The organism is Enterobacter quasiroggenkampii, from assembly GCF_043972695.1.
GTDB lineage: Bacteria > Pseudomonadota > Gammaproteobacteria > Enterobacterales > Enterobacteriaceae > Enterobacter > Enterobacter quasiroggenkampii.
The window spans coordinates 34158-59887 of record NZ_CP143745.1; the positions used below are offsets into that span (position 1 = coordinate 34158).

General features: G+C 54.9%; 30 protein-coding genes. 14 read left to right on the plus strand and 16 right to left on the minus strand.

Translation table 11 applies throughout. The features are described from left to right. Positions 1–30: 30 nt before the first annotated feature. The 4 genes from cgtA to rplU form a co-directional block, all read right to left on the minus strand. A complete protein-coding gene (gene cgtA, locus V1572_RS00185; protein WP_021242261.1) occupies positions 31–1206 on the minus strand; it encodes an Obg family GTPase CgtA in 1176 nt (391 codons plus the stop codon). Between the two features lie 15 nt (positions 1207–1221). Then, positions 1222–2187 (minus strand): DMT family transporter, encoded by a 966-nt coding sequence (locus V1572_RS00190; RefSeq protein WP_014833443.1) that lies wholly within the window; start codon positions 2185–2187, stop codon positions 1222–1224. A 96-nt stretch (positions 2188–2283) separates the two neighbouring features. After that, positions 2284–2541 (minus strand): 50S ribosomal protein L27, encoded by a 258-nt coding sequence (gene rpmA, locus V1572_RS00195; RefSeq protein WP_004385076.1) that lies wholly within the window; start codon positions 2539–2541, stop codon positions 2284–2286. Between the two features lie 19 nt (positions 2542–2560). After that, a complete protein-coding gene (rplU, locus tag V1572_RS00200) occupies positions 2561–2872 on the minus strand; it encodes a 50S ribosomal protein L21 (protein ID WP_003025032.1) in 312 nt (103 codons plus the stop codon). Between the two features lie 257 nt (positions 2873–3129). On the opposite strand from rplU, the gene ispB reads away from it, so the two are divergent. Together ispB and sfsB are read left to right on the plus strand one after the other, a co-directional pair. Next, complete coding sequence (gene ispB, locus V1572_RS00205) at positions 3130–4101, plus strand: octaprenyl diphosphate synthase (RefSeq protein WP_008501461.1); 972 nt, start codon at positions 3130–3132, stop codon at positions 4099–4101. Between the two features lie 229 nt (positions 4102–4330). Beyond that, positions 4331–4618: a DNA-binding transcriptional regulator SfsB gene (sfsB, locus tag V1572_RS00210; protein ID WP_048028843.1), complete on the plus strand. Its 288-nt coding sequence runs from the start codon at positions 4331–4333 to the stop codon at positions 4616–4618. Between the two features lie 61 nt (positions 4619–4679). On the opposite strand, the gene murA is transcribed toward sfsB, so the two are convergent. The 7 genes from murA to mlaF all read right to left on the minus strand — a co-directional run bounded on the left by murA (position 4680) and on the right by mlaF (position 9473). After that, positions 4680–5939: a UDP-N-acetylglucosamine 1-carboxyvinyltransferase gene (gene murA / locus V1572_RS00215; protein WP_045910105.1), complete on the minus strand. Its 1260-nt coding sequence runs from the start codon at positions 5937–5939 to the stop codon at positions 4680–4682. A gap of 50 nt (positions 5940–5989) precedes the next feature. Then, on the minus strand, positions 5990–6244 hold the full coding sequence (ibaG, locus tag V1572_RS00220; RefSeq protein WP_008501458.1) for a BolA family iron metabolism protein IbaG: 255 nt from the start codon (positions 6242–6244) through the stop codon (positions 5990–5992). Between the two features lie 126 nt (positions 6245–6370). After that, positions 6371–6664 carry a lipid asymmetry maintenance protein MlaB gene (gene mlaB, locus V1572_RS00225; RefSeq protein WP_395299621.1) on the minus strand — a complete coding sequence of 98 codons (294 nt, stop codon included), beginning with the start codon at positions 6662–6664 and terminating at the stop codon, positions 6371–6373. Then, positions 6664–7299 (minus strand): phospholipid-binding protein MlaC, encoded by a 636-nt coding sequence (mlaC, locus tag V1572_RS00230; RefSeq protein WP_045910107.1) that lies wholly within the window; start codon positions 7297–7299, stop codon positions 6664–6666. Before mlaC ends, mlaB begins: the two co-directional genes overlap by 1 nt. Positions 7300–7317: 18 nt before the next feature. After that, positions 7318–7866: an outer membrane lipid asymmetry maintenance protein MlaD gene (gene mlaD, locus V1572_RS00235; protein WP_008501455.1), complete on the minus strand. Its 549-nt coding sequence runs from the start codon at positions 7864–7866 to the stop codon at positions 7318–7320. Positions 7867–7870: 4 nt separating this feature from the next. After that, positions 7871–8653 carry a lipid asymmetry maintenance ABC transporter permease subunit MlaE gene (gene mlaE / locus V1572_RS00240; RefSeq protein ID WP_010436044.1) on the minus strand — a complete coding sequence of 261 codons (783 nt, stop codon included), beginning with the start codon at positions 8651–8653 and terminating at the stop codon, positions 7871–7873. Positions 8654–8660: 7 nt separating this feature from the next. Next, a complete protein-coding gene (mlaF, locus tag V1572_RS00245) occupies positions 8661–9473 on the minus strand; it encodes a phospholipid ABC transporter ATP-binding protein MlaF (protein ID WP_008501452.1) in 813 nt (270 codons plus the stop codon). 227 nt (positions 9474–9700) lie between these two features. On the opposite strand from mlaF, the gene V1572_RS00250 reads away from it, so the two are divergent. The 11 genes from V1572_RS00250 to npr all read left to right on the plus strand — a co-directional run bounded on the left by V1572_RS00250 (position 9701) and on the right by npr (position 17620). Then, positions 9701–10678, plus strand: a complete 978-nt coding sequence (locus V1572_RS00250) for a calcium/sodium antiporter (protein ID WP_045334591.1) — start codon at positions 9701–9703, stop codon at positions 10676–10678. A gap of 13 nt (positions 10679–10691) precedes the next feature. Beyond that, positions 10692–11678 (plus strand): arabinose-5-phosphate isomerase KdsD, encoded by a 987-nt coding sequence (kdsD, locus tag V1572_RS00255; RefSeq protein WP_008501450.1) that lies wholly within the window; start codon positions 10692–10694, stop codon positions 11676–11678. A 14-nt stretch (positions 11679–11692) separates the two neighbouring features. Further along, positions 11693–12259 (plus strand): 3-deoxy-manno-octulosonate-8-phosphatase KdsC, encoded by a 567-nt coding sequence (gene kdsC, locus V1572_RS00260; RefSeq protein ID WP_008501449.1) that lies wholly within the window; start codon positions 11693–11695, stop codon positions 12257–12259. Continuing rightward, positions 12256–12831 carry an LPS export ABC transporter periplasmic protein LptC gene (gene lptC / locus V1572_RS00265; RefSeq protein WP_024906353.1) on the plus strand — a complete coding sequence of 192 codons (576 nt, stop codon included), beginning with the start codon at positions 12256–12258 and terminating at the stop codon, positions 12829–12831. Before kdsC ends, lptC begins: the two co-directional genes overlap by 4 nt. Next, positions 12800–13354, plus strand: a complete 555-nt coding sequence (gene lptA / locus V1572_RS00270) for a lipopolysaccharide ABC transporter substrate-binding protein LptA (protein ID WP_020883526.1) — start codon at positions 12800–12802, stop codon at positions 13352–13354. The genes lptC and lptA overlap by 32 nt, the downstream gene beginning before the upstream one ends. 6 nt (positions 13355–13360) lie before the next feature. Continuing rightward, positions 13361–14086: an LPS export ABC transporter ATP-binding protein gene (lptB, locus tag V1572_RS00275; RefSeq protein ID WP_008501446.1), complete on the plus strand. Its 726-nt coding sequence runs from the start codon at positions 13361–13363 to the stop codon at positions 14084–14086. Between the two features lie 47 nt (positions 14087–14133). Next, entirely contained in the window at positions 14134–15567 is a 1434-nt protein-coding gene (gene rpoN, locus V1572_RS00280; protein WP_045910109.1) for an RNA polymerase factor sigma-54, read from the plus strand. A gap of 22 nt (positions 15568–15589) precedes the next feature. Continuing rightward, positions 15590–15877, plus strand: a complete 288-nt coding sequence (gene hpf, locus V1572_RS00285; protein WP_013098943.1) for a ribosome hibernation promoting factor — start codon at positions 15590–15592, stop codon at positions 15875–15877. A gap of 82 nt (positions 15878–15959) precedes the next feature. Continuing rightward, the gene (gene ptsN / locus V1572_RS00290) at positions 15960–16451 is read left to right on the plus strand and encodes a PTS IIA-like nitrogen regulatory protein PtsN (RefSeq protein ID WP_008501443.1); all 492 of its coding nucleotides are present in this window, start codon (positions 15960–15962) and stop codon (positions 16449–16451) included. A gap of 45 nt (positions 16452–16496) precedes the next feature. Beyond that, positions 16497–17351: an RNase adapter RapZ gene (gene rapZ / locus V1572_RS00295; protein ID WP_045910110.1), complete on the plus strand. Its 855-nt coding sequence runs from the start codon at positions 16497–16499 to the stop codon at positions 17349–17351. Then, entirely contained in the window at positions 17348–17620 is a 273-nt protein-coding gene (gene npr / locus V1572_RS00300; protein WP_003861872.1) for a PTS phosphocarrier protein NPr, read from the plus strand. The genes rapZ and npr overlap by 4 nt, the downstream gene beginning before the upstream one ends. A gap of 41 nt (positions 17621–17661) precedes the next feature. On the opposite strand, the gene mtgA is transcribed toward npr, so the two are convergent. The 5 genes from mtgA to lptF form a co-directional block, all read right to left on the minus strand. Then, positions 17662–18387 carry a monofunctional biosynthetic peptidoglycan transglycosylase gene (mtgA, locus tag V1572_RS00305; RefSeq protein WP_048225123.1) on the minus strand — a complete coding sequence of 242 codons (726 nt, stop codon included), beginning with the start codon at positions 18385–18387 and terminating at the stop codon, positions 17662–17664. Beyond that, positions 18384–19037: an isoprenoid biosynthesis glyoxalase ElbB gene (gene elbB / locus V1572_RS00310; protein ID WP_262796720.1), complete on the minus strand. Its 654-nt coding sequence runs from the start codon at positions 19035–19037 to the stop codon at positions 18384–18386. The genes mtgA and elbB overlap by 4 nt, the downstream gene beginning before the upstream one ends. A gap of 232 nt (positions 19038–19269) precedes the next feature. Further along, the gene (gene arcB / locus V1572_RS00315; protein WP_048225127.1) at positions 19270–21603 is read right to left on the minus strand and encodes an aerobic respiration two-component sensor histidine kinase ArcB; all 2334 of its coding nucleotides are present in this window, start codon (positions 21601–21603) and stop codon (positions 19270–19272) included. A 135-nt stretch (positions 21604–21738) separates the two neighbouring features. After that, complete coding sequence (lptG, locus tag V1572_RS00320; protein ID WP_045910114.1) at positions 21739–22821, minus strand: LPS export ABC transporter permease LptG; 1083 nt, start codon at positions 22819–22821, stop codon at positions 21739–21741. Further along, the gene (gene lptF / locus V1572_RS00325; RefSeq protein ID WP_045910115.1) at positions 22821–23921 is read right to left on the minus strand and encodes an LPS export ABC transporter permease LptF; all 1101 of its coding nucleotides are present in this window, start codon (positions 23919–23921) and stop codon (positions 22821–22823) included. Before lptF ends, lptG begins: the two co-directional genes overlap by 1 nt. Before the next feature lie 266 nt (positions 23922–24187). Here lptF and pepA point away from each other — a divergent pair, with 266 nt between their 5' ends. Next, complete coding sequence (gene pepA / locus V1572_RS00330) at positions 24188–25699, plus strand: leucyl aminopeptidase (RefSeq protein WP_024906344.1); 1512 nt, start codon at positions 24188–24190, stop codon at positions 25697–25699. Positions 25700–25730 lie beyond the last annotated feature (31 nt).

Genomic DNA, 25730 nt, shown 5'->3' on the forward strand with positions numbered 1-25730 from the left:
AGCCCCCATAACGGGGGCTTTGAACAGCAATTAGTGCTTGTAGATGAACTCGACGCCTTCTTCGTCGTCTTCATCCCAGTCATCGTCCCAGTCTTCATCGTCTTCTTCCGCTTCCAGCTCTTCGAGCTGCTGGCGGTGGTAGTCATCCCACATGAATTCGACTTTTTCAGGCTGTTTGACTTCTTCCGCCTGAACAATTGGGTTCTCAATGATGAAGGTCATCACATCCCAGCACAGATCTTTCACGCCGACCTGGCTTGCCGCAGAGATCAGGTAGTATTTATCTTCCCAACCCATCGCTTCAGCAATGGCTTTTGCTTTTGCTTCCGCTTCGGCTTTGTCCATCAGGTCGATCTTGTTGAAGACCAGCCAGCGTGGTTTATTCGCCAGTTTTTCGCTGTATTTCTCCAGCTCGCCAACGATGATGCGGGCGTTTTCAACCGGATCGGAACCGTCGATAGGATCGATATCAATGAGGTGCAGCAGCACGCGGCAGCGCTCAAGGTGTTTCAGGAAGCGAATACCCAGACCCGCCCCTTCCGCGGCGCCTTCAATCAGACCCGGAATATCGGCAACCACAAAGCTCTTCTCGTTATCCATACGGACAACGCCCAGGCTTGGTACCAGCGTGGTAAACGGATAGTCCGCCACTTTTGGCTTGGCCGCGGAGACGGCGCGAATAAACGTCGATTTACCCGCGTTTGGCATACCCAGCATACCCACGTCAGCCAGAAGCATCAGCTCCAGCTGCAGGTCGCGCTTATCGCCCGGCGTACCCATCGTTTTCTGACGCGGCGTACGGTTAACGGAAGATTTGAAACGGCTGTTACCCAGACCGTGCCAGCCGCCTTTCGCCACCATCAGGCGCTGACCGTGTTTGGTCATGTCACCCATGGTTTCACCCGTCCCCTGGTCAATCACACGCGTACCGACCGGCACTTTAATGGTGACGTCTTTACCGCGTTTCCCGGTACAGTCACGGCTCTGTCCGTTCTGACCACGTTCAGCGCGGAAGGATTTTTCGAAACGGTAGTCGATCAGCGTGTTGAGGTTCTCATCCGCCTCCAGCCACACGTCACCACCATCCCCACCGTCGCCGCCATCAGGACCGCCACGAGGGATATACTTTTCACGGCGGAAGCTCACGCAACCGTTGCCGCCATCACCAGCCACGACCAGGATCGTCGCTTCATCAACAAACTTCATTTTACTCTCCGTAACTCATTCGCCTGAGCGGGGGACCACTACAACCGCTTCATTTTTGCGCCAGCGTCCCCAGAGACGATGACCAATGGCGGAATACATCGCGCCCGCAACCACGACAAACGCACCGAGATAACCCAACAGGTTGAGCATCGGTCTGACGAAGACATCGGGCCAGGCCATTGATAACAAATCTGAAAATAACAGCGTAAACAGCGGGGTAAGCGTGATTAATGCGCTCACCTGTGCTGCCTGCCAGCGCGCCATCGCTTCGGCCAGCGCGCCATAACCGACCAGCGTGTTCAGCCCACAAAAAATGAGGCACGCCAGTTGCCAGTCGCTAAGCTGGGTAATTACGCCCGGCTTCGCTAATGGCAGCAATGCTATTGTACACAAAGTGTACAGCAAAAAGAGGATCTGCTGTGAGGCAAGCCGACGCAATAACACCTTTTGCGCGACACCATAGCTCACCCAGACCGTTGCTGCCCCCACACCGAAAATGACACCCCATGTGTAATCCGTCAGGCGGGTAAAAATCTCGATCAGACTGGTGTTGAAGAACATCACCAGACCGCACAACAGCATGCTCGCCCCGATAATCTGCGTACCGCGCATCTTCTCCTTGAGGATAAAGACGCTGGCGACCATCATGCCCACCGGCGAAAGCTGACCAATCACCTGCGACGCCGTGGGGCTGAGATATTGCAGGGAAGAGCTGAACAGGATGAAGTTACCGAACAGACCGCCCGTCGCGATAGCCAGCAGCACCAGCCAGCGCGGTTTACGGAAGAGCCGCAAGGGTGGAAGCTTACCTTTGACGGCCAGAATCGCCCCGAGGCCGATGCTTGCCATCAGAAAGCGATAAAAGACCACCGTAGGCGGCTCCATCACTTCCAGTACCTGCTTCATTGCAATTGGCAGCGCACCCCAGCACATTGCGGTTGTGAGCGCCAAAAGAATTCCTATGCCGGCCTGCTGCTTCATGCCCGTTTTCCCTACAGAAAAAATTACCGGGTTTCCAATGTAAAAAGCCCCGCAACAGGTTGCGGGGCTTTAATCCGTTACCGGACCGAGAAAACCTTACTCAGCAACGATGCTGATGTATTTACGGTTGTTCGGGCCTTTAACTTCAAATTTCACTTTACCGTCTGCTTTAGCAAACAGAGTGTGGTCACGACCGCAACCTACGTTGTTGCCAGCGTGGAATTTGGTACCACGTTGACGAACGATGATGCTACCCGCCAGAACGGATTCGCCACCGAAACGCTTAACGCCCAGGCGTTTAGCTTCTGAATCGCGACCGTTACGTGTGGAGCCGCCAGCCTTTTTATGTGCCATTTAAATCTCTCCTCAGGTCTTAGGCGCTGATGCCAGTAATTTTCACATCAGTGAACCACTGACGGTGGCCCTGCTGCTTACGGTAGTGCTTACGACGACGAAACTTAACGATTTTAACTTTCTCGCCACGACCGTGTGCAACAACTTCAGCTTTGATAACGCCGCCATCAACGAAAGGAACGCCGATTTTGACTTCTTCACCGTTTGCGATCATCAGAACTTCTGCGAACTCAACAGATTCGCCAGTTGCGATGTCCAGCTTTTCCAGGCGAACGGTCTGACCTTCGCTTACTCGGTGTTGTTTACCACCACTTTGGAAAACCGCGTACATATAAACTCCGCTTCCGCGCACGTCCTCGTATGAATCAGAGTGCGCTATAAATATTCACAATAGGGCGCGAATATTACGCAAAACGCGAGCCTTTGACAAGTGCTACCGTCAATACATGAAGAAAAAAAACACAACACGTACGGTAACGTTTATCTGAGCCGTTTTTTCAGTACAATCAGCACTACTATTGATAAACCGAAACCCTTCGTTACCCCATTGAAGATGGGATCAACAGGATAAAAAGCCCGGCTTTTGCGATGAATTTAGAAAAAATCAACGAGTTAACCGCGCAAGATATGGCGGGTGTGAATGCAGCAATCCTGGAGCAACTCAACTCTGACGTTCAGCTGATCAATCAGTTGGGCTATTACATTGTCAGCGGCGGCGGTAAACGCATTCGTCCGATGATTGCCATTCTGGCTGCCAGAGCCGTTGGTTATCAGGGAAATGCTCACATCACTATCGCAGCGCTCATCGAATTTATCCACACGGCGACGCTTCTGCACGACGATGTGGTGGATGAATCGGATATGCGTCGTGGCAAAGCCACGGCTAACGCCGCGTTCGGGAACGCCGCCAGCGTCCTGGTGGGGGATTTTATCTATACCCGCGCCTTCCAGATGATGACCAGCCTGGGTTCCCTGAAAGTGCTGGAGGTGATGTCCGAAGCCGTAAACGTCATTGCTGAAGGCGAAGTGCTGCAGCTGATGAACGTCAACGACCCGGACATCACCGAAGAAAACTACATGCGCGTCATCTACAGCAAAACCGCGCGTCTGTTTGAAGCGGCGGCCCAGTGTTCCGGCATTTTGGCTGGCTGTACCGAAGCACAGGAAAAAGGCCTGCAGGACTATGGCCGCTATCTTGGCACAGCCTTCCAGCTGATTGACGATCTGCTGGACTACAGTGCGGACGGCGAGACGCTCGGCAAAAACGTTGGCGATGACCTGAACGAAGGCAAACCGACCCTGCCGCTGCTCCACGCCATGCGTAACGGAACGGCCGATCAGGCGAAAATGATCCGTGAAGCGATTGAGCAGGGAAATGGCCGCCATCTTCTGGAACCCGTGCTGGAAACCATGGCGATCTGCGGCTCGCTGGAATGGACGCGTCAGCGTGCGGAAGAAGAAGCCGACAAAGCCATCGAAGCACTCCAGGTCATTCCCGACAGCCCATGGCGCGAGGCACTGATTGGCCTTGCCCACATCGCCGTTCAGCGCGACCGTTAATCTTGCTTTCTCTCCCCGCGTTCCTGGCGGGGAGATTCCAGTACACACCTGTAAATTCCGCATTCACGTAAATTCATCGGCTTAGAGACCGCATGAATAAAGCCGTGTCTTATTCTGAATATTCCTTCAAGTAACGCGAACTTTTTAGAACAAGAGTTCGAAATGGGTATAGTAAACCCGTCGTTTCAGAAGAAACGGCGTAGGTGAATCCGAACTTAAGGACGGCGTTATGGATACGAAATTTATCGACTGGCACACGGCTGATATTATTGCCGCACTGCGCAAAAGAGGCACTTCACTGGCAGCAGAGTCCCGCCGCCATGGACTGAGTTCTTCAACTCTGGCAAACGCCCTCACCCGCCCCTGGCCAAAAGGAGAATTAATTATCGCGACGGCGCTGGATACGCATCCGTGGGTGATTTGGCCTTCGCGCTACCACGATCCCGTTACCCATGAATTTATCGACAGATCGCGCATGATTCGCCAGAGAAAAGTAAAAAAAGAACCGCAGGAATAACGCGTTTTTTGACAGGAACAGCAACCCCCCGGTCATGTCTGGCAGGGGGCTGCCGGAACGATTACTCGCCCTTCACACGCTCGATATTGGCACCCAGCGCGCGCAGTTTATCTTCGATACGCTCATAGCCACGATCGATGTGATAAATACGATCCACGATCGTTGTACCTTCCGCGATACAACCCGCCAACACCAGGCTGGCAGACGCACGCAGATCGGTTGCCATCACCTGAGCGCCGGACAGTGTCTCAACGCCATGGCAAATCACGGTATTACTTTCGATCTCAGCACGTGCCCCCATACGGATCAGCTCCGGTACGTGCATAAAGCGGTTCTCGAAAATGGTTTCAGTGATGAAGCCAGTCCCTTCGGCGACCAGGTTCAACAAGGTGAACTGCGCCTGCATGTCCGTTGGGAACGCCGGGTGTGGCGCCGTACGCACATTGACCGCTTTTGGACGCTGTCCATGCATATCGAGGCTGATCCAGTCTTCACCGATTTCGATATCCGCTCCGGCATCACGCAGTTTCGCCAGCACCGCATCCAGCGTATCAGGCTGTGCGTTGCGACAAACAATCTTCCCGCCAGAGATCGCGGCAGCGACCAGGAAGGTACCAGTTTCGATACGGTCCGGCAGTACGCGATAGACACCCCCGCCCAGACGTTCAACGCCTTCGATGGTGATACGGTCGGTACCCTGACCGGAGATCTTCGCACCCAGCGCCACGAGGAAGTTGGCGGTATCCACAATTTCCGGTTCGCGCGCGGCGTTTTCGATGATAGTGGTCCCTTCTGCCAGCGTTGCCGCAGACATAATGGTTACCGTTGCGCCTACGCTCACTTTGTCCATAACAATGTGCGCGCCTTTCAGACGACCATTGACGGACGCTTTAACGTAGCCTTCTTCCAGCTTGATCTCTGCGCCCAGTTTTTCCAGACCAAAGATGTGCAGGTCAACCGGACGCGCACCGATGGCGCAGCCACCTGGCAGCGAAACCTGACCCTGACCGAAACGCGCCACCAGTGGGCCAAGCGCCCAGATGGAAGCACGCATGGTTTTCACCAGATCGTAAGGCGCAGAGAAGTTGTTCACCTTGCTGGCATCGATCCAGACGGAACCGTTACGCTCGACTTTCGTGCCCAACTGGGTGAGCAGCTTCATGGTGGTGTCGATATCTTTCAGCTTCGGTACGTTCTGAATCTCTACCGGCTCTTCCGCGAGCAGCGCAGCAAAGAGGATGGGCAGCGCGGCGTTTTTCGCGCCAGAAATTGTGACTTCGCCCTGGAGACGCGTTGGCCCCTGTACACGAAATTTATCCATTGTGTGCTCTCTTATAAATTCAACCGTGCTGCGGGCCTGTCGCCCTCAGCTCAAAAACCGTTTAGTTTGCGATCGCGTGCCCACTCTTGCGGGGTGAACGCTTTAATCGACAGGGCGTGGATGCGGTTATCCGCAATATATTCCATCAGCGGCGCGTACACAGCCTGCTGTTTCTTCACACGGCTCATACCGTCGAACATCTCACCCACAGCAATAACCTGGAAGTGACTGCCATCGCCAGTGACGTGGGCTTCCTGAAGGGAGAGTGCATTCATCAGCACTGTCTGGATTTCATGATTTTCCATGGGTTCTTAATCATCTGATAGTGAAAACAAGCCCAACATCTTAGAGCAAAGTGGCGTCGTCTTAAACAAGCAAAAAGCCCCGACGATGAAACTGTCAGGGCTTTCGGAAGTAACGCACTGAAAATATTAACGAGGCAATACGTCCTGAGGGAGATTGTAGAGCTGCGCAAGGGTCATGACATTCTCGCTCGCGCCGCGAAGCGTGACGCTCGCCCCCTGCTTTTTCCCTACCGCAACCAGATGGGCAAGCAGCGCAACGCCTGCCGTATCCACCCGCGTGACGTCAGTTAAGTCAATGAGCGTCACGCCCTGCATGGCCTCATGGCGTTTATCCCATAAGGGGTTCAGCAGATCCTGATCCAGCTCACCGGACAGCTTTAATGTCTCGCCTTCACGCGACCAGCTGAGTTGCTGTGACATTACTTCTTCTCGTCCAGCGTGATTTTCTGACGAGCAATGGACTGCAGCTGCGCGGTCAGGCCATCAATCCCCTTGGTGCGCAGCAGGTCGCTCCACTCGTTCTGTTTGGTGGTGATCATGCTTACGCCTTCGGCGATCATGTCATACGCCTGCCAGTGGCCGGTCTGGCTGTTTTTACGCCACTGGAAATCCAGACGCACCGGCGGACGGCCGTTAGGATCGTTGATCGTTACGCGAATAGGGACGATGGTCGCATCACCCAGCGGCTGCTCCGGGGCGATCTGATAGGTCTGACCGTGGTACATTGCCAGCGCCTGACCATAAGCCTGCTTCAGATATTCACGGAAAGCAGCAAAATAGGCTTCACGCTGCGCCGGGGTCGCGTCTTTGTAATAGCGGCCCAGCACCAGCGCTCCCGCATATTTGATCTGCACATACGGCAGCAGCTCCTGGTCAACCACGTCACGCAGGTAATCAGGATTAGCACGAATCTTAGGCTGCTCATTTTTAAGACGATCGAAGGTTTTCTTCGCGGCCTCGTCCATCAGTTTGTACGGGTTACTCTGATCCGCCGCGTGGACCGCGGTGAGAGGGGCGATGACCAGCATGGCAACCATTAACAGTCGTTTAAACATGAATGACTTCTCCTGATATTAATTCGCAGCACCTGGGGTCGGCGCGGCATTGGTATGGTCTTCACTCTGCGCAGGGGCATTGTCAGACTTTTTATCATCCCCTTTACTGTTGTAAAGGAACTGACCAATCATATCTTCCAGCACCATGGCGGACTTGGTGTCCTGGATCACGCTCCCGTCCTTAAGGATAGTCGTTCCCAGCTCGGGGTCTTCAAAACCGACGTTAAGCGCCAGATATTGTTCGCCCAGCAGACCGGAAGTCCGGATAGACAGGGAGCTGGTGTCCGGAATGTGGTTGTAACGCTCTTCGATATCCATCGCGACGCGCGGCAGATAGGTCTTTTCATCCAGCGTAATGTCAGATACGCGGCCGATCACCACGCCGCCAATACGGACCGGTGAACGCGCCTTCAGCCCGCCGATGTTATCGAAGGTGGCATAGATGCGGTACGTCGGCTCGGTGCGTACAGACGTGATATCTGCCGCTCTCAGGCAGATAAACAGCGCGGCCAGCAGCGCCAGCAGCAGGAATACACCGACCCAAATTTCATTTTTTCTCGTTTGCATGAACTCAATTCCCAAACATCAGTGCGGTGAGCACAAAATCCAGACCCAGTACGGCCAGCGACGAATGAACGACTGTACGTGTAGTAGCGCGGCTAATGCCCGCAGACGTCGGAATCGCATCGTAACCATTAAACAATGCAATCCAGGTAACCGTAATGGCAAATACCACGCTCTTAATCAGGCAGTTAACCAGATCCATTCGCAGGTCAATGGCGTCCTGCATGGCAGACCAGAAGAAACCGGCGTCAATGCCTTTCCAGTGCACGCCAACCAGCGAACCGCCCCAGATACCCACGGCGACAAACAGTATCGTCAGCAGCGGTAAAGAGATAACCCCCGCCCAGAAACGCGGCGAGATCACGCGACGCAGCGGATCGACCGCCATCATCTCCATGCTGGAGAGCTGCTCAGTCGCGCGCATCAGGCCAATTTCAGCGGTTAAGGCTGACCCCGCGCGCCCGGCGAACAACAGCGCCGCCACAACGGGCCCCAGTTCACGCAGCAGCGAGAGCGCCACCAGCATCCCGAGGCTGGTTTCCGCACTGTAGGTTGTCAGCACCAGGTAGCCCTGCAGACCCAGCACCATCCCGATAAACAGACCGGAGACAATGATGATGAGCATCGACAGCACGCCGACATTATAAAGCTGCCGCACCAATAGCGGCGCGTGCTTACGGAATTCCGGTTTGCCGACCAGCGCGTTGAATAACATCAATCCGGCACGCCCGAACGTCCTGATGGTTTTTATGCCACGGTGTCCGAGAGCGGCCAACGCATTTAACAGCATGAGTGGCTTAACTCCCTATTCCCAGTAAATCGTCACGATAGTCGCCCGCCGGGTAGCGGAACGGCACAGGGCCATCGGCAATACCGTCAAGGAACTGCCGCACGCGTGGATCGCAATTTTCCTGCAGCGCCTGGGCGCTACCGTGTGCGACGATCTTTTTGTCCGCTACGATGTAGGCGTAGTCGGCAATGCTCAGCACTTCAGGTACATCGTGAGACACCACAATGCAGGTGACGCCAAGCGCGCTATTCAGTTCAGAGATGAGCTTCACCAGCACGCCCATCGTGATGGGATCCTGCCCGACAAACGGTTCGTCGAACATGATTAAATCAGGTTCTAGTGCGATGGCGCGCGCCAGCGCGGCACGACGCGCCATCCCGCCGGACAGCTCCGAAGGCATCAGTTTCGCGGCGCCCCGCAGCCCGACGGCTTCAAGCTTCATCATCACCGTGCTTTTCAGCAGCGCAGGCGGCAGGCTGGTATGCTCGCGCAGCGGATAGGCCACGTTATCAAAGACGTTCATGTCGGTGAACAAGGCCCCCGACTGAAAGAGCATGCTCATGCGTTTGCGAACAGTATACAGGCGCGAGCGTGACATCTCCGGGATGTTTTCGCCATCAAAGAGGATCTCACCGCTATCCGGTGGGATCTGCCCGCCAATAAGGCGAAGCAGGGTCGTTTTACCGATCCCGGACGGCCCCATGATGGCAGTGATCTTGCCACGCGGCACGGTCAACGAAATATCATCAAATATCAATCTGTTGGCGCGAGAAAAACTCACCCCGCGGACATCGACTAAATTCGCCATGGTTTGGCTCATTTATGGTTCCTTTCTTATCCTGCTCACGTTAAGGCATGTAGCCTGAATCAGCCCTAAACTCAGCATTTTTACAGAATAATAACCGTAGAGGTTAGCGAAAGCTGGCATTTGTTTTACTTTTCCGGCGCATAAAGTCAAAATTAGGAATTCGTTACGCCTCAGACTGTATGCAGTCCAGCCTTTCCCGAGCAATGGACCGACGAGTATACCTGAAGAAAGGACTTTTGATGCTTTTAGCAACAGCACTGTTAATAATTGGTTTACTGTTGGTGGTCTACAGTGCTGACCGTTTAGTGTTTGCTGCATCTATCCTGTGTCGCCTGAGTGGCGTACCGCCTGTCGTCATCGGGATGACCGTGGTCAGCGTAGGAACGTCACTTCCTGAAATCATCGTCTCTGTCTCGGCATCGCTGCATGGCCAGGTAGACCTGGCAGTCGGCACCGCGATTGGCTCTAACATCGTCAATATTTTATTGATTTTGGGCCTGGCCGCGCTGCTCCATCCATTTCGCGTGCATTCTGATGTTCTGCGCCGTGAATTGCCGCTAATGTTACTCGTAAGCCTGCTGGCAGGGTGCGTATTTTACGATGGCGTACTGAGCTACAGCGACGGCATTTTCTTGCTGGCGCTGGCCGTTATTTGGCTGCTGTATAGTGTTAAAATCGCCCGTCAGGCTGAAAAGCAGGGTCAGGATAGCCTCACGCGTGAGCAGGTCGCCGAGCTTCCACGAGAAGGCACGCTGCCTGTTGCCCTGCTCTGGCTGGGCGTCGCGCTGATCATCATGCCGATGGCAACGCGCATGGTCGTGGATAATGCGACGGTGCTGGCGAACTATTTTGCCATCAGCGAGCTGACCATTGGCCTGACGGTGATTGCCATCGGCACCAGCCTGCCGGAGCTGGCCACTGCCATTGCGGGGGCCCGTAAAGGTGAGGATGACATTGCCATTGGTAATATCATCGGCTCTAACATTTTTAATATCGCCATTGTGATGGGCCTGCCGGCCCTGATTTCGCCAGGGCCCTTTAACCCCCTGGCGTTCTCACGTGATTACGGCGTGATGTTGCTGGTCAGCGTGATTTTTGCCCTGCTCTGCTGGCGGCGGCAACGACAGATCGGTAAAGGCGCAGGCGCGCTGCTGACGGGTGGATTTATCGTATGGATGGCGATGCTGTACTGGCTCTCGCCTCTTCTCTCTGGGTAAACGGAAACGCATTATGTCGCAAATAGAATTGCAGCCGGGTTTTGACTTTCAGAAAGCAGGCAAAGACGTTCTGGAGATTGAACGTGAAGGTCTGGCGCAGTTAGATCAGTACATAAATCAGGATTTTAGTCTGGCATGTGAGAAGATATTCTACTGTGCCGGCAAAGTCGTGGTGATGGGGATGGGCAAGTCCGGCCACATTGGACGCAAAATGGCGGCAACCTTTGCCAGTACCGGCACCTCGTCCTTCTTTGTCCACCCGGGGGAAGCCGCGCACGGGGACCTGGGTATGGTCACGCCGCAGGATATCGTCATCGCGCTCTCCAACTCCGGTGAGTCCAATGAAATCCTGGCGCTGATCCCGGTACTGAAGCGACTGCAGGTGCCGCTGATTTGCATGACCAGCCGTCCGGAAAGCAGCATGGCGCGCGCCGCCGATATTCACCTGTGCGTGAAGGTTCCCAAGGAGGCCTGTCCGCTCGGCCTGGCGCCGACCTCCAGCACCACCGCGGCACTGGTTATGGGCGATGCCCTTGCCGTTGCGCTGCTGGAAGCCCGTGGCTTTACGCCGGAAGATTTCGCGCTGTCCCACCCGGGCGGCGCGCTCGGGCGCAAGCTCCTGCTGCGGGTAAACGATATTATGCACACCGGGGATGAGATCCCTCACGTCAGTAAAGAAGCCTCCCTGCGTGATGCGCTGCTGGAAATCACCCGCAAGAATCTGGGGATGACGGTCGTGTGCGACGATCTGATGAAAATTCAGGGGATCTTCACCGATGGCGACCTGCGTCGCGTGTTCGATATGGGTGTCGATGTCCGCACGCTCGGTATTGCCGATGTGATGACGCCCGGCGGCATCCGCGTCCGTCCGGGTACGCTGGCCGTGGACGTGCTGAACCTGATGCAGTCCCGCCATATCACCTCCGTTATGGTTGCCGATGGCGACCAGTTGCTGGGTGTGGTACATATGCATGATCTGCTGCGCGCAGGCGTAGTGTAATGAAGGATAAGACAATGAGTAATGCGGGTGCATCCCTTGCAACCTGTTATGGGCCGGTCAGTACACAGATGATGGCAAAGGCGGAAAACATTCGTCTGCTGATCCTGGATGTGGATGGGGTCCTCTCCGACGGCCTGATTTACATGGGCAATAATGGTGAAGAGCTGAAGGCGTTTAACGTTCGCGATGGCTACGGTATCCGCTGTGCGCTCACCTCGGGGATTGAGGTGGCGATCATCACCGGGCGAAACGCTAAACTGGTAGAAGACCGCTGTGAAACCTTAGGTATTACCCATCTGTATCAGGGCCAGTCCGATAAGATGGCAGCGTTCAATGATTTACTGGGTAAACTGGCTATCGCGCCGGAAAACGTGGCCTACGTCGGGGACGACCTGATTGACTGGCCCGTGATGGCTGAAGTTGGGCTGAGCATCGCCGTTGCCGATGCGCATCCGCTGCTGATCCCGCGCGCCGACTACGTTACCCACATCAACGGTGGCCGCGGCGCTGTCCGTGAAGTCTGCGATCTGCTTCTGCTGGCGCAGGGCAAGCTTGATGAGGCCAAAGGGCAATCGATATGAGTAAAACCAGACGTTGGATTATCATTTTGCTTTCGCTTGTCGCACTGGTATTGATTGGCGTGAACCTTGCCGATCGCGACGATACGCAAACGGAAGTGATCAACAATAACGATCCAACCTATAAAAGCGATCACAGCGACACCGTGGTCTACAGCCCGGAAGGCGCGCTGAACTATCGCCTGATTGCCCAGCATGTTGAATATTTTTCAGATGACGGTATTTCGTGGTTTACCCAGCCTGTCATGACCACCTTTGATAAGGACAAAGTGCCGACGTGGTCAATTAAGTCAGATCGGGCAAAACTGACAAATGACCGTATGCTTTATCTGTATGGTCACGTTGAAGTCAACGCCCTGACCGCCGACTCGCAACTGCGAAAAATTACGACGGATAATGCCCAGATCAACCTGGTAACCCAGGACGTGACGTCGCAGGATCTGGTCACACTGTATGGCACAACATTTAATTCCAGCGGTTTGAGAATGCGCGGGAACTTACGCAGCAAGAACGCCGAGCTGATTGAAAAGGTTAGAACCTCCTATGAAATTCAAAACAAACAAACTCAGCCTTAAAGTAATTATCGCCAGCGCGATGCTGGCGACCAGTCTCCCCGCGCTTGCTGTAACGGGCGATACCGACCAGCCGATCCATATCGAGTCCGACACCCAGTCTCTCGATATGCAGGGTAACGTCGTCACCTTCACGGGTAACGTCGTCATGACCCAGGGCACCATCAAAATCAACGCCGACAAAGTGGTCGTGACCCGTCCGGGTGGCGAGCAGGGCAAAGAGATTATCGATGGCTATGGTAATCCGGCGACCTTCTACCAGATGCAGGACAACGGCAAGCCCGTGAAAGGCCGCGCCACGCACATGCACTATGAGCTGGCGAAGGACCTGGTCATCCTGACCGGCAATGCCTATCTGGAACAGCTGGACAGCAACATTACCGGCGACCAGATTACCTATCTGGTTAAAGAGCAAAAAATGCAGGCCTCCAGCGAGAAAGGCAAACGCGTCACCACCGTTCTGGTTCCGTCGCAGCTGCAGGATAAAGGCAAGGGCCAGGCCCCGGCACAGAAGAAGAGTAACTAATTCGTTATGGCAACATTAACTGCAAAAAATCTCGCGAAGGCCTATAAGGGCCGCCGTGTCGTAGAAGATGTCAGTCTGACCGTTAACTCCGGCGAAATCGTGGGGCTGCTTGGCCCGAACGGTGCGGGTAAAACGACAACCTTCTACATGGTCGTGGGTATTGTGCCGCGCGATGCCGGCAACATTATCATTGACGATGAAGACATCAGCCTTCTGCCGCTCCACGCGCGCGCGCGTCGCGGGATCGGCTATCTGCCACAGGAAGCCTCCATTTTCCGTCGTCTCAGCGTTTACGACAACCTGATGGCGGTCCTGCAAATTCGTAACGATCTGACCAACGAACAGCGTCAGGATCGTGCCAACGAGCTGATGGAAGAGTTCCACATCGAGCATCTGCGCGACAGCCTCGGTCAGGCACTCTCCGGGGGCGAACGCCGTCGTGTTGAGATTGCGCGTGCGCTGGCCGCAAACCCGAAATTTATCCTGCTGGATGAACCGTTTGCGGGCGTTGACCCGATCTCCGTTATCGACATCAAACGTATCATTGAACACCTGCGCGACAGCGGGCTTGGCGTACTGATCACCGACCACAACGTGCGTGAAACGCTGGCCGTGTGTGAACGCGCCTATATTGTGAGCCAGGGCAATCTGATCGCCCACGGTACGCCGCAGCAGATCCTCGAAGACGATCATGTTAAGCGCGTCTATCTTGGGGAAGACTTCAGACTCTGATAGGGTAGAGGTAACGTAACGCCGAACCGGAGAAAAATGCTCTGAACATGAAGCAAGGTTTGCAATTAAGGCTCAGCCAACAACTGGCGATGACGCCGCAGCTACAGCAGGCAATTCGCCTGTTGCAACTGTCCACGTTAGAACTTCAGCAGGAGCTCCAGCAGGCGCTGGACAGCAACCCCCTGCTGGAACAAACCGATCTTCATGACGAGGTAGATACCCAGCAATCGCAGGATACAGAAGCGCTCGATACCGCGGATGCACTCGAACAAAAAGAGATGCCCGACGAGCTTCCGCTGGATGCCAGCTGGGATGAAATCTACACCGCCGGAACCCCTTCCGGTACGCGTGCAGACTACCAGGACGATGAGCTACCGGTCTATCAGGGAGAAACCACCCAGTCGCTGCAGGATTACCTGATGTGGCAGGTGGAACTCACCCCCTTCTCCGATACCGACCGCGCGATTGCCACGTCAATTGTCGATGCCGTTGACGACACCGGCTATTTGACCGTCACGCTGGACGATATTCTGGAAAGCATGGGCGACGACGAGATTGAGCTTGAGGAAGTTGAAGCCGTTCTGAAGCGCATCCAGCGTTTCGATCCGGTAGGCGTAGCCGCAAAAGATCTGCGCGACTGCCTGCTGATCCAGCTTTCTCAGTTCAGCAAAGAGACGCCATGGCTCGACGAGGCGCGCGTAATCATCAGCGATCATCTTGATCTGCTGGCGAACCACGATTTCCGCACCCTGATGCGCGTCACGCGCCTGAAAGAAGAGGTGCTGAAAGAAGCGGTGAATCTGATCCAGTCGCTCGATCCGCGCCCCGGTCAGTCGATCCAGACCAGCGAACCCGAGTACGTGATCCCGGATGTGCTGGTCAGAAAAAATAACGGCCGCTGGGTCGTTGAACTGAACTCTGACAGTATCCCTCGCCTGCAAATCAACCAGCAGTATGCCTCCATGTGCACCAGCGTGCGTAACGACTCCGACAATCAGTATATTCGTAGCAATTTGCAGGAAGCGCGATGGCTGATCAAAAGTCTGGAGAGCCGAAATGATACGCTGCTACGCGTCAGCCGCTGCATTGTGGAACAGCAGCAGGCGTTCTTTGAGCAGGGTGAAGAGTATATGAAACCGATGGTGCTGGCGGATATCGCCCAGGCCGTCGAGATGCATGAATCAACCATTTCCCGTGTCACCACGCAGAAGTATCTGCACAGTCCACGCGGTATTTTTGAGCTTAAGTATTTCTTCTCCAGCCACGTGAATACCGAGGGCGGCGGCGAAGCGTCGTCCACGGCCATTCGCGCCCTGGTGAAGAAGTTGATCGCCGCGGAGAACCCCGCGAAGCCGCTAAGCGACAGTAAGTTAACCACCATGCTGTCCGATCAGGGTATTATGGTGGCACGTCGTACTGTTGCGAAGTATCGAGAGTCTTTATCCATTCCGCCGTCCAACCAGCGTAAACAGCTGGTCTGACACAACCGATAAGGAAGACACTATGCAGCTCAACATCACTGGACAAAACGTCGAAATTACTGAGGCTTTACGCGACTTTGTGAACACGAAGTTTGCAAAACTCGAGCAGTATTTCGAAAGGATCAATCAGGTCTATATTGTGTTGAAAGTGGAGAAAGTGACTCATATCTCGGATGCCACCCTGCATGTTAACGGGGGTGAACTGCATGCCAGTGCGGAAGGGCAAGACATGTACGCTGCTATCGACGGCTTGATTGATAAGCTTGCGCGACAGCTCAATAAACATAAAGATAAACTGAAACAACACTAATTGTCCGGGCAGTTAACGGGTGCAGGACGGCCTGTTGTGAAACACAACAGGCCATTTGTACAGTTAGCGCTTAGGTGAAATTATGATGAACAACGATTCCGCTCTTCAACTGAGCAATGTCCTTAACCAGGAATGTACCCGCAGTGCGGTTCACTGCCAGAGCAAAAAACGTGCGCTGGAGATCATCAGTGAACTGGCCGCAAAACAGCTGGGCCTGCCGCCGCAGGTGGTGTTCGAAGCGATTCTGACCCGTGAAAAGATGGGCAGTACCGGTATCGGCAACGGCATCGCGATCCCGCATGGCAAACTGGAAGAGGATACCCTGCGTGCCGTCGGTGTGTTTGTGCAGCTTGAAACACCGATCGCCTTCGATGCCATTGATAACCAGCCCGTCGATCTCCTCTTCGCGCTGCTGGTGCCTGCTGACCAGACGAAAACCCATCTGCATACGCTGTCGCTGGTCGCCAAGCGTCTGGCTGACAAAACCATTTGCCGTCGACTGCGCTCGGCTCAAAGTGATGAAGAGCTCTATCAAATTATCACTGAAGCAGAAGGCAATCAGGATGATGCATAACCAGGAGATGGCCTTCACATCTGTTGTCCTGAGGAGAAACGGAACATGGTGCTGATGATTGTCAGTGGCCGTTCAGGGTCGGGGAAATCCGTTGCTCTGCGCGCGCTGGAAGACATGGGTTTTTACTGCGTCGATAACCTGCCGGTCGTGTTGTTGCCCGAACTGGCCCGTACACTGGCGGAGAGACAAACCTCGGCCGCCGTCAGTATCGACGTTCGTAACATGCCTGAATCGCCAGAGATCTTCGAACAGGCCATGAGTAACCTGCCCGATGCGTTCTCGCCGCAGCTGCTGTTCCTTGATGCAGACCGTAATACCCTGATCCGCCGCTACAGCGATACCCGTCGTTTGCACCCGCTTTCCAGTAAGAACCTCTCTCTGGAAAGTGCTATCGATGAAGAGAGCGATCTGCTGGAGCCGCTGCGTTCTCGTGCCGACCTGATTGTCGACACCTCTGAGATGTCCGTTCACGAGCTGGCAGAAATGCTGCGTACCCGGTTGTTGGGTAAACGCGAGCGCGAACTGACGATGGTGTTCGAATCCTTTGGCTTCAAGCACGGTATCCCGATCGATGCGGATTATGTTTTCGACGTGCGCTTCCTGCCGAACCCGCACTGGGATCCGAAACTGCGTCCCATGACCGGTCTGGATAAACCCGTTGCGGCCTTCCTCGACAGGCACACAGAAGTTCACAATTTTATCTACCAGACGCGAAGCTACCTTGAGCTATGGTTACCTATGCTGGAGACAAACAATCGTAGCTATCTGACGGTAGCGATTGGCTGTACCGGCGGTAAACATCGTTCGGTTTATATCGCCGAACAGCTGGCCGACTATTTCCGCTCGCGCGGGAAGAACGTTCAGTCCCGTCATCGCACGCTGGAAAAACGTAAAACATGACCGTAAAACAGACCGTTGAGATCACCAATAAGCTGGGCATGCATGCGCGCCCGGCGATGAAGCTGTTTGAGCTGATGCAGGGTTTCGATGCAGAAGTTCTGCTGCGGAATGACGAAGGTACCGAAGCGGAAGCGAACAGCGTGATCGCGCTGCTGATGCTGGATTCCGCCAAAGGGCGTCAGATTGAAGTCGAAGCCACCGGCCCTCAGGAAGAGGAAGCGCTGGCGGCGGTGATTGCGCTGTTTAACGCGGGGTTCGACGAAGATTAAGGTCTCTCCCCTTCAGGCGGGTGGCGCTGCGCTTACCCGCCCTACATAAGTTTGTTGCTCTCCATAAACCCTTCTCCTCCCAACTGACGCATCTGGCGCATGATCCACGCCTGACGGCTACGCACGTATCCTGATGGGGCACTGGCTTTAAAGCGGATGGGATTCGGTAAAACAGCGGCCAATAGCGCTGCTTCTGACATGCTCAGACGGCTGGCTGGCTTATTGAAATAACGCTGCGCTGCAGCTTCCACGCCAAAAACACCGTCGCCAAACTCGGCAACGTTGAGATACACGGTCAGAATGCGCTTTTTGCTCCAGACCGTTTCCATGCCCAAGGTTAATCCTGCTTCCAGCCCCTTTCGCACCCAGCTACGGCCGTCCCAAAGAAACAGATTTTTGGCCGTCTGCTGCGACAACGTTGACGCGCCACGCACGCGGTTTTCATGACGTTCGTTATGCGCCAGTGCCTTCTCAATAGCGGCCACATCGAATCCCCAGTGCTCCGGGAATTTCTGATCCTCCGCCGCGATGACCGCCAGCCCCATGAACGGCGAGATCTCGTCCATGCTTACCCAGTCAGAATGGGCGACATAGCCGAAATCACCGCTGAGCCACGCACCGAGCTGACGCTCAACCATCACGGCGGAGAACGGGACCGGCATAATGCTGAACAGGGCGAGTCCACCGCCCCAAAACACCGCCAGCACCAGAACGATGCGCAATAAAGTACGTTTTACCCACGCACCTGCGCCGGATTGACGACTCATACAGCCAGCACCATCACGCGGGCGACCAGCTTTTCGATTCCCGTAGCCGCTTCTGCAATATTCTGCGCCAGCATATAGGCCGGCGTGGTGACAATTTTATTATCTTCATCAACCACAATGTCATCCACCGGGCACGGAACGTGTTCGCCCCCCATTTCCTCGACGATCTCCGCGGTATCAATATCCGTCCCGATGGTCAGGCGCAGCGGGAAATCAAAAATCTTAGGCAACATCGCCGGTGCGATACAGATAAAGCCCAGCGGTTTCCCTGCCGCATGCATGGCCTGCGACAGCGCTTTGAGATGAGGATCGATCTGACACTCCGCGCCCTGCGCGGCAAAGGTACTGAGATTTTTGGCCGCGCCAAATCCACCCGGCACAATGAGCGCATCAAGCTCTGCGGCGTCTGCCTGAATAAGAGGATGGATGTCACCTCGCGCAATACGTGCGGCTTCAATCAGCACGTTACGGGTTTCCGCCATTGGTTCACCGGTCAGATGGTTAATCACATCCGCCTGATTTTTGTCTGGCGCAAAACAAATCACCTCTGCTCCCTGCTTAGCCAGGGCCAGCAGCGTAATGACGGCTTCGTGTATCTCAGAACCATCGTAAACACCACATCCGCTGAGCACGACACCAATCTTTTTCATCATGACAATCCTTTTCTGCAACTTGCTGAAGCACATTAATAATTTTGATTAAAACGCTATGCTTCACACATTTCACTGATTCATGTAACAAACCATTTAAGATTTGCTATCTTATCTGCGTGCGGCCTAAATTTTTCAGGCAGCGCCCTTTCGAAAATAACGTTTAAAAACAGGCGCAGCCACGATTTCCCTGGTGTTGGCGCAGTATTCGCGCACCCCGGTTAATCCGGGGTCATTTTTTTCTGGCGTCAACCCAGGCTTTAAGCACCGCCACATCGTTTTGCCACTCTTGCTTCATCTCTTCAACCCAATCACCCACGTTATCTTCCCATGCAGGTAAATCAGGCGACTGAATCTGTTGTCCCAGCTGCTGCAGGTGGCGTAAGCCAACCGAGCCGGCTGCACCTTTGATTTTATGTCCTTCTTCCACGATCCCCTTCTGGTCACGCGCCGTCAGGTTGGACTCCAGCACGCTCAGATAGCCCGGCATCATTTTTTCGAACACGGCCAGACCGTCGGTAATCAGTTTCGGCCCCACCAGATCGATATACTGCTCCAGCATCGCGGTATCAAGTATCGTTTGGGCTTTTGCGCTATCAACAGACGTCATGGTGCTCTCCTCTTCATCATGGGTATCCCAGAACTTTTTGATCATAGCGGTCAGAGCAGGCACCGCCAGCGGCTTGCTGAGTACATCGTCCATACCGGCATCGAGATACTCTTTTTTATCTTTCAGCACGTTCGCCGTCAGGGCAACCAGCGGCGGCAGTTCGTCGGCCGCGTACTGACGCGTCAGCTCGCGCGAGATATCCAGCCCGGTCATATCCGGTAATTGAATATCCAGCAGAACAAGATCGTATTCGCCGGGTTTAAACATCTCCAGCGCGGCTTTGCCGGTCATCGCGACATCCACGCTGTTGCCCAGTTTTTCCAGCACCGAGCGCGCCACGATCACGTTCAGCTCAATGTCTTCCACCAGCAGGACGTGCAGGGCAGGCAGCGGCATATCGTCATTTTCAAAGGTATCTTCTACCTCTTCCGCCACCGCTGGTGCATGGACCGTCAGCGTGAAGGTTGACCCTTTGCCCGGCTGGCTGGCTACGGTGATATCACCGCCCATGCTCTTCGCCAGACGTTTAGAGACCGCCAGGCCAATGCCTGTTCCGGTCGCCGGTTTCCCGCCGTTGCTGTCTTTCACCTGGTAGTACATGGCAAAGATCTTGTCCTGCTCCTCCTGCGGAATACCAATTCCGGAGTCCTCTACCTCGAAGTGCAGCATGTCGCCTTCGTCATAACGGATACGCACCGCCACCTGCCCCTTCTGGGTGAATTTCACCGCGTTGCTGATCAGGTTCCACAGGATCTGGCGCAGTCGCGTGCCGTCAGTCACCACTTTATGCGGCAGCGGCAGGGTGGGCTCCATAACAAAGCTCAGGCCCTTCTGCTGCGCCTGCAGGCCAGACAGGTTTTCCAGATCGGCAAGGAAGCTGGTGAAATCAACCGGCTGGTTATCAAGCTGAACTTTGCGGCGCTCCATCTTATCCATATCTATAATATCATTGAAGATATTACCCAGCGTGACCGCTGAAACATGGATAGTCTTGAGGTATTTTTCCTGCTCTGCGGTCAGGTCGGTATCCAGCAGAATACGACTCAGCCCGACTATGCCGTTGAGCGGCGTACGCAGCTCGTGGCTGATGGTGGAGATAAAGGTGGTCTTGTCGCGGCTGGCGCGCTCCAGGGCATCCTGATAGCGCTTACGCTCGGTAATGTCGCGGCCAAAGCCCATCAGGCCGTGGCGTTTGCCCACGCGGTCATAGTAGGGCACCTTACGGATCTCAAAGCAGGCTTTGCGCCCGTCCGGGTAATCCAGCCACTGTTCATAGGTCAGCGAGACGTTATGACGGAAGACTTTTTCGTCGGTCTCCATGACCTTGGCCGCCGCCTCTTCAGAGTAAACGTCCTGCGGCTTCAGATGAATCAGCTGCTTCTCGCTTTTCCCGGTAAGCAATTCCATCGCCCGGTTACAGCCGGAAAATTCTTTATCTTCATTACGGTAGAACACCAGATCCGGCGACGCATCCAGGAACGACCGCAGGAAAGAGGATTGCTGCTCAAGCTGGATCTGCGTGACCTCGCGCTCTTTCATTTCGATTTTCAGCTGCTCCAGGGTGGCCTGACGCTCGGCCTCCGCCTTCTCACGATCTGAAATCTCCTGATTCAGCTGCGCAATGTTGTCTTTGAGCTGGACGTTGAGCTTCAGGTCGCGCTCGCGCATCTCTTCCAGTTTATCCACCAGCTTAGACAGACGCTGACGGGACTCTTCCAGCTGTTCAACCACTACGGAAAGGAAATAGACCGCCCAGGGCGTAATGAGCAAGCCAAAGAAGATGGAGCGGATGACGTCGATACTCTCGACCTGACCATGCAGAACCATGGTAACCGCCATTTGCACGACAATGGCCAGAACGACCAGCGCCAGCGCAAGCAGCATGGAAAAACGCACCAGCCCAAGCTTCATCATCAGGTCGACGTAATACTGGGCAAGCATTCGAATTTGCTTCATAGAGGATCCCTTCACGACGTTATCGCTCAATAATACTCAAATTCGCGGCGGGACGTTGAAGGTTGTGAGAAAAAGTGCGGGGTGAAACAGGAGATTAGCCTCGCTCCCGGGCAACCGGAAGCGAGGAGAGGTCAATCAGGAGCGTTTCAACAGCAGCCAGAGACTGATCAGGAGGAAGCTGGCGCTTGGCAGCAGCGCACCGATAATCGGCGGAATGCCATAAACCAGCGTCAGCGGACCGAAGATCTGATCGAGCACGTAGAACACAAAGCCGAAGCTGATGCCGGTCACGACGCGAACCCCCATCGGCACGCTGCGCAACGGGCCGAAGATAAACGACAGCGCCATCAGCATCATTACCGCCACGGACATCGGCTGGAAGATTTTGCTCCACATGTTGAGCTGATAGCGTCCCGCATCCTGTCCGCTCGACTTCAGGTATTTCACATAGTTGTGCAAACCACTGATGGAGAGCGCGTCAGGATCCAGCGCCACGACGCCGAGCTTATCGGGCGTCAGGTTGGTTTTCCACGTACCCGTTACCGTCTGAGAACCCGTAATCTGTTTCGGATCGGTCAGGTTAGATTCATCAACCTGGGACAACCGCCACTGCTTATGTTCGGCGTCAAACTTCGCCGAAGAGGCGTGGCGAACGGACTGCAGACGGCGCTGGTCATCGAAAGCGTAGATGCTCACTCCGCCCAGTTCATCATTCCCCTTCACCCGTTCGATGTAGACGAAGTTTTTACCGTCTTTCGCCCATAAACCTTGCTGAGTCGAGAGCAGTGAGCCGCCGTACATCGCCTGAGCACGATAGTTACGCGCCATCTGTTCGCCCTGCGGCGCGACCCACTCGCCAATCGCCATGGTCAACAACACCAGTGGGATGGCGGTTTTCATTACCGACAGCGCGACCTGCATGCGGGTAAAACCCGAGGCCTGCATAACGACCAGCTCGCTGCGCTGCGCCAGCATACCCAGCCCCAGCAGCGCCCCCAGCAGGGCCGCCATCGGGAAGAAGATCTGCACATCTTTCGGCACGCTGAGCAGGGTATACATCCCCGCGCCCAGCGCGTCATAGCTCCCCTGCCCGGCTTTTTTCAGCTGATCGACAAATTTGATAATGCCGGAGAGCGACACCAGCATGAACAACGTCATCATGATGGTGGTAAAAATGGTTTTACCGATATAGCGATCAAGAACGCCAAACGCCTGCATTAGATGGCTCCTTTACGCGAGAATCGGGCACGTATGCGGCGCACAGGCACCGTATCCCACAGGTTTAACCCCAGCGCCAGTAAGATGTACAGGCTGTTGACGAACCACGTCCAGACCATGGGATCCAGCTTGCCCTTCGCGCCGTTGGAGCGAATCGAGGTTTGCAGCAGGAAATAGATCAGGTAAAGCAGCATCGCCGGCAGCATAGAGAGCACGCGTCCCTGACGCGGGTTCACCACGCTCAGCGGAACGACAATCAGCGCCATCATAAACACGGTGAAGACGAGCGTAATACGCCAGTGGAACTCAGCGCGCGCGCGGTTGGTATCGGTATTCCAGAGGGTACGCATGTCCATTTGCTCGGTATCCGTTGGATCGAGCGACACCGTCTGATGGCCGATAATGGCCTGATAGTTCTGGAAATCCGTAATGCGGAAGTCACGCAACATCGCGGTGCCTTCGAAACGGGTGCCTTTGTTCAGCGTCACGACCTGAGAACCATCTTTGCGCTGAGCCAGCTGACCGGAATCTGCCACCACCACGGAAGGACGCGCGTTACCTTTAGGACGCAGCTGCGCCAGGAAGACATCGTTGAATTTACTGCCGTCAACGCTCTCAATAAACAGCACGGAGTTTCCGTCGGTTGCCTGCTGGAACTGCCCCTGGGCTAACGCCGCCATGCCGGGGTTGGCTTTCGCTTCGGCCAGCACTTCGTCCTGATGGCGGGAAGACATGGGGCCCGCCCACATCACATTCACCGCCGCAACGATACCCGTGAACAGCGCCAGTATCATGGCGGCTTTCACCAGGACCGCTTTGCTCAGGCCACAGGCATGCATCACCGTGATTTCACTCTCGGTATAGAGTTTCCCAAGCGTCATGAGCAGGCCAAGGAAAAGACTTAGCGGCAGGATAAGCTGCGCCATTTCCGGGATCCCTAAACCAAGAAGGGAAAGCACCAGATTTGTTGGAATTTCGCCGTCAACGGCCGCACCGAGGATCTTAACCAGCTTCTGACAGAAAAAAATCAGTAGCAGGATGAAGAGGATCGCCAGTTGGCTTTTGAGCGTCTCCCGCACCAGATATCTTATGATTATCACTTTAAATACGCCCGTAAAAACCCGTCTCTTTGCTGGAAAATCGCTTGTTTCATGGCTTAAACGTCATTTATTCTCTTGAGTCGTCGAAATCATCGCTAAGATTAAAACATCCGGCGGATTCACGCTTCAGGACTTTTTCTGACGTGTCGAAACCGTAGTAACGTAAGATTAACACGAAGTCACCACAACAGCGGACATGAGTTACGAAAGGTTTCAATTCTATCCGTAGCAGCCGCCGTTGTCTTTAAGATTCAGGAGCGTAGTGCATGGAGTTCAGTGTAAAAAGCGGTAGCCCGGAGAAACAGCGGAGTGCCTGCATCGTTGTGGGCGTCTTTGAACCACGCCGACTCTCCCCGATCGCCGAGCAACTCGATAAAATCAGTGACGGCTATATTAGCGCCCTGCTGCGCCGTGGCGAACTGGAAGGCAAACCTGGGCAGACGCTGTTACTGCACCATGTTCCGAACGTACTCTCAGAGCGCATTCTGCTGATTGGCTGCGGCAAAGAACGCGAGCTGGATGAACGTCAGTATAAGCAGGTGATTCAGAAAACAATCAATACGCTGAATGATACCGGTTCAATGGAAGCCGTCTGCTTCCTGACCGAGCTGCACGTTAAAGGGCGTAACACCTACTGGAAAGTGCGTCAGGCGGTCGAAACGGCAAAAGAGAGCCTGTACAGCTTCGATCAGCTGAAGACCAATAAAAGCGAGCCGCGTCGTCCGCTGCGTAAAATGGTCTTCAACGTGCCAACCCGTCGCGAACTGACCAGCGGCGAACGCGCGATCCAGCACGGTCTGGCGATTGCTGCCGGCATTAAAGCGGCTAAAGATCTCGGCAACATGCCACCCAACATCTGTAACGCGGCGTACCTGGCCTCTCAGGCACGTCAGTTGGCCGACGCCTACAGCAAAAACGTCATTACCCGCGTCATCGGCGAACAGCAGATGAAAGAGCTGGGAATGCACTCTTACCTGGCAGTCGGTAACGGTTCGCAGAACGAATCCCTGATGTCCGTCATCGAGTACAAGGGCAACCCGGCCGAAGACGCGCGCCCTGTCGTGCTGGTCGGTAAAGGCCTGACCTTCGATTCCGGCGGTATCTCCATCAAGCCTGCCGAAGGCATGGACGAGATGAAGTACGACATGTGCGGCGCGGCGGCGGTTTACGGCGTCATGCGTATGGTCGCGGAACTTCAGTTGCCCATCAACGTGATCGGCGTTCTGGCGGGCTGCGAAAACATGCCTGGCGGTCGCGCTTATCGTCCGGGTGACGTCCTGACCACCATGTCCGGCCAGACCGTAGAAGTACTGAACACCGACGCCGAAGGCCGTCTGGTACTCTGCGATGTGCTGACCTACGTTGAGCGCTTCGAACCTGAAGCGGTCATTGACGTCGCCACGCTCACCGGCGCCTGTGTGATTGCGCTGGGCCACCACATTACCGGCCTGATGTCGAACCACAATCCACTGGCGCACGAGCTGATTGGCGCCTCGGAGCAGGCCGGTGACCGCGCATGGCGTCTGCCGCTGGGTGACGAATATCAGGAGCAGCTGGAGTCTAACTTCGCGGATATGGCGAACATCGGCGGACGTCCTGGCGGGGCGATCACCGCGGGCTGCTTCCTGGCGCGTTTCACCCGTAAGTACAACTGGGCGCACCTGGATATCGCGGGTACCGCATGGCGATCCGGCAAGGCCAAAGGCGCAACCGGTCGTCCGGTAGCGCTGCTGTCGCAGTTCCTGCTCAATCGTGCGGGTTTTAACGGCGACGAATGATATAAAATGCCGGGTGGCGGCTTCGCCTTAC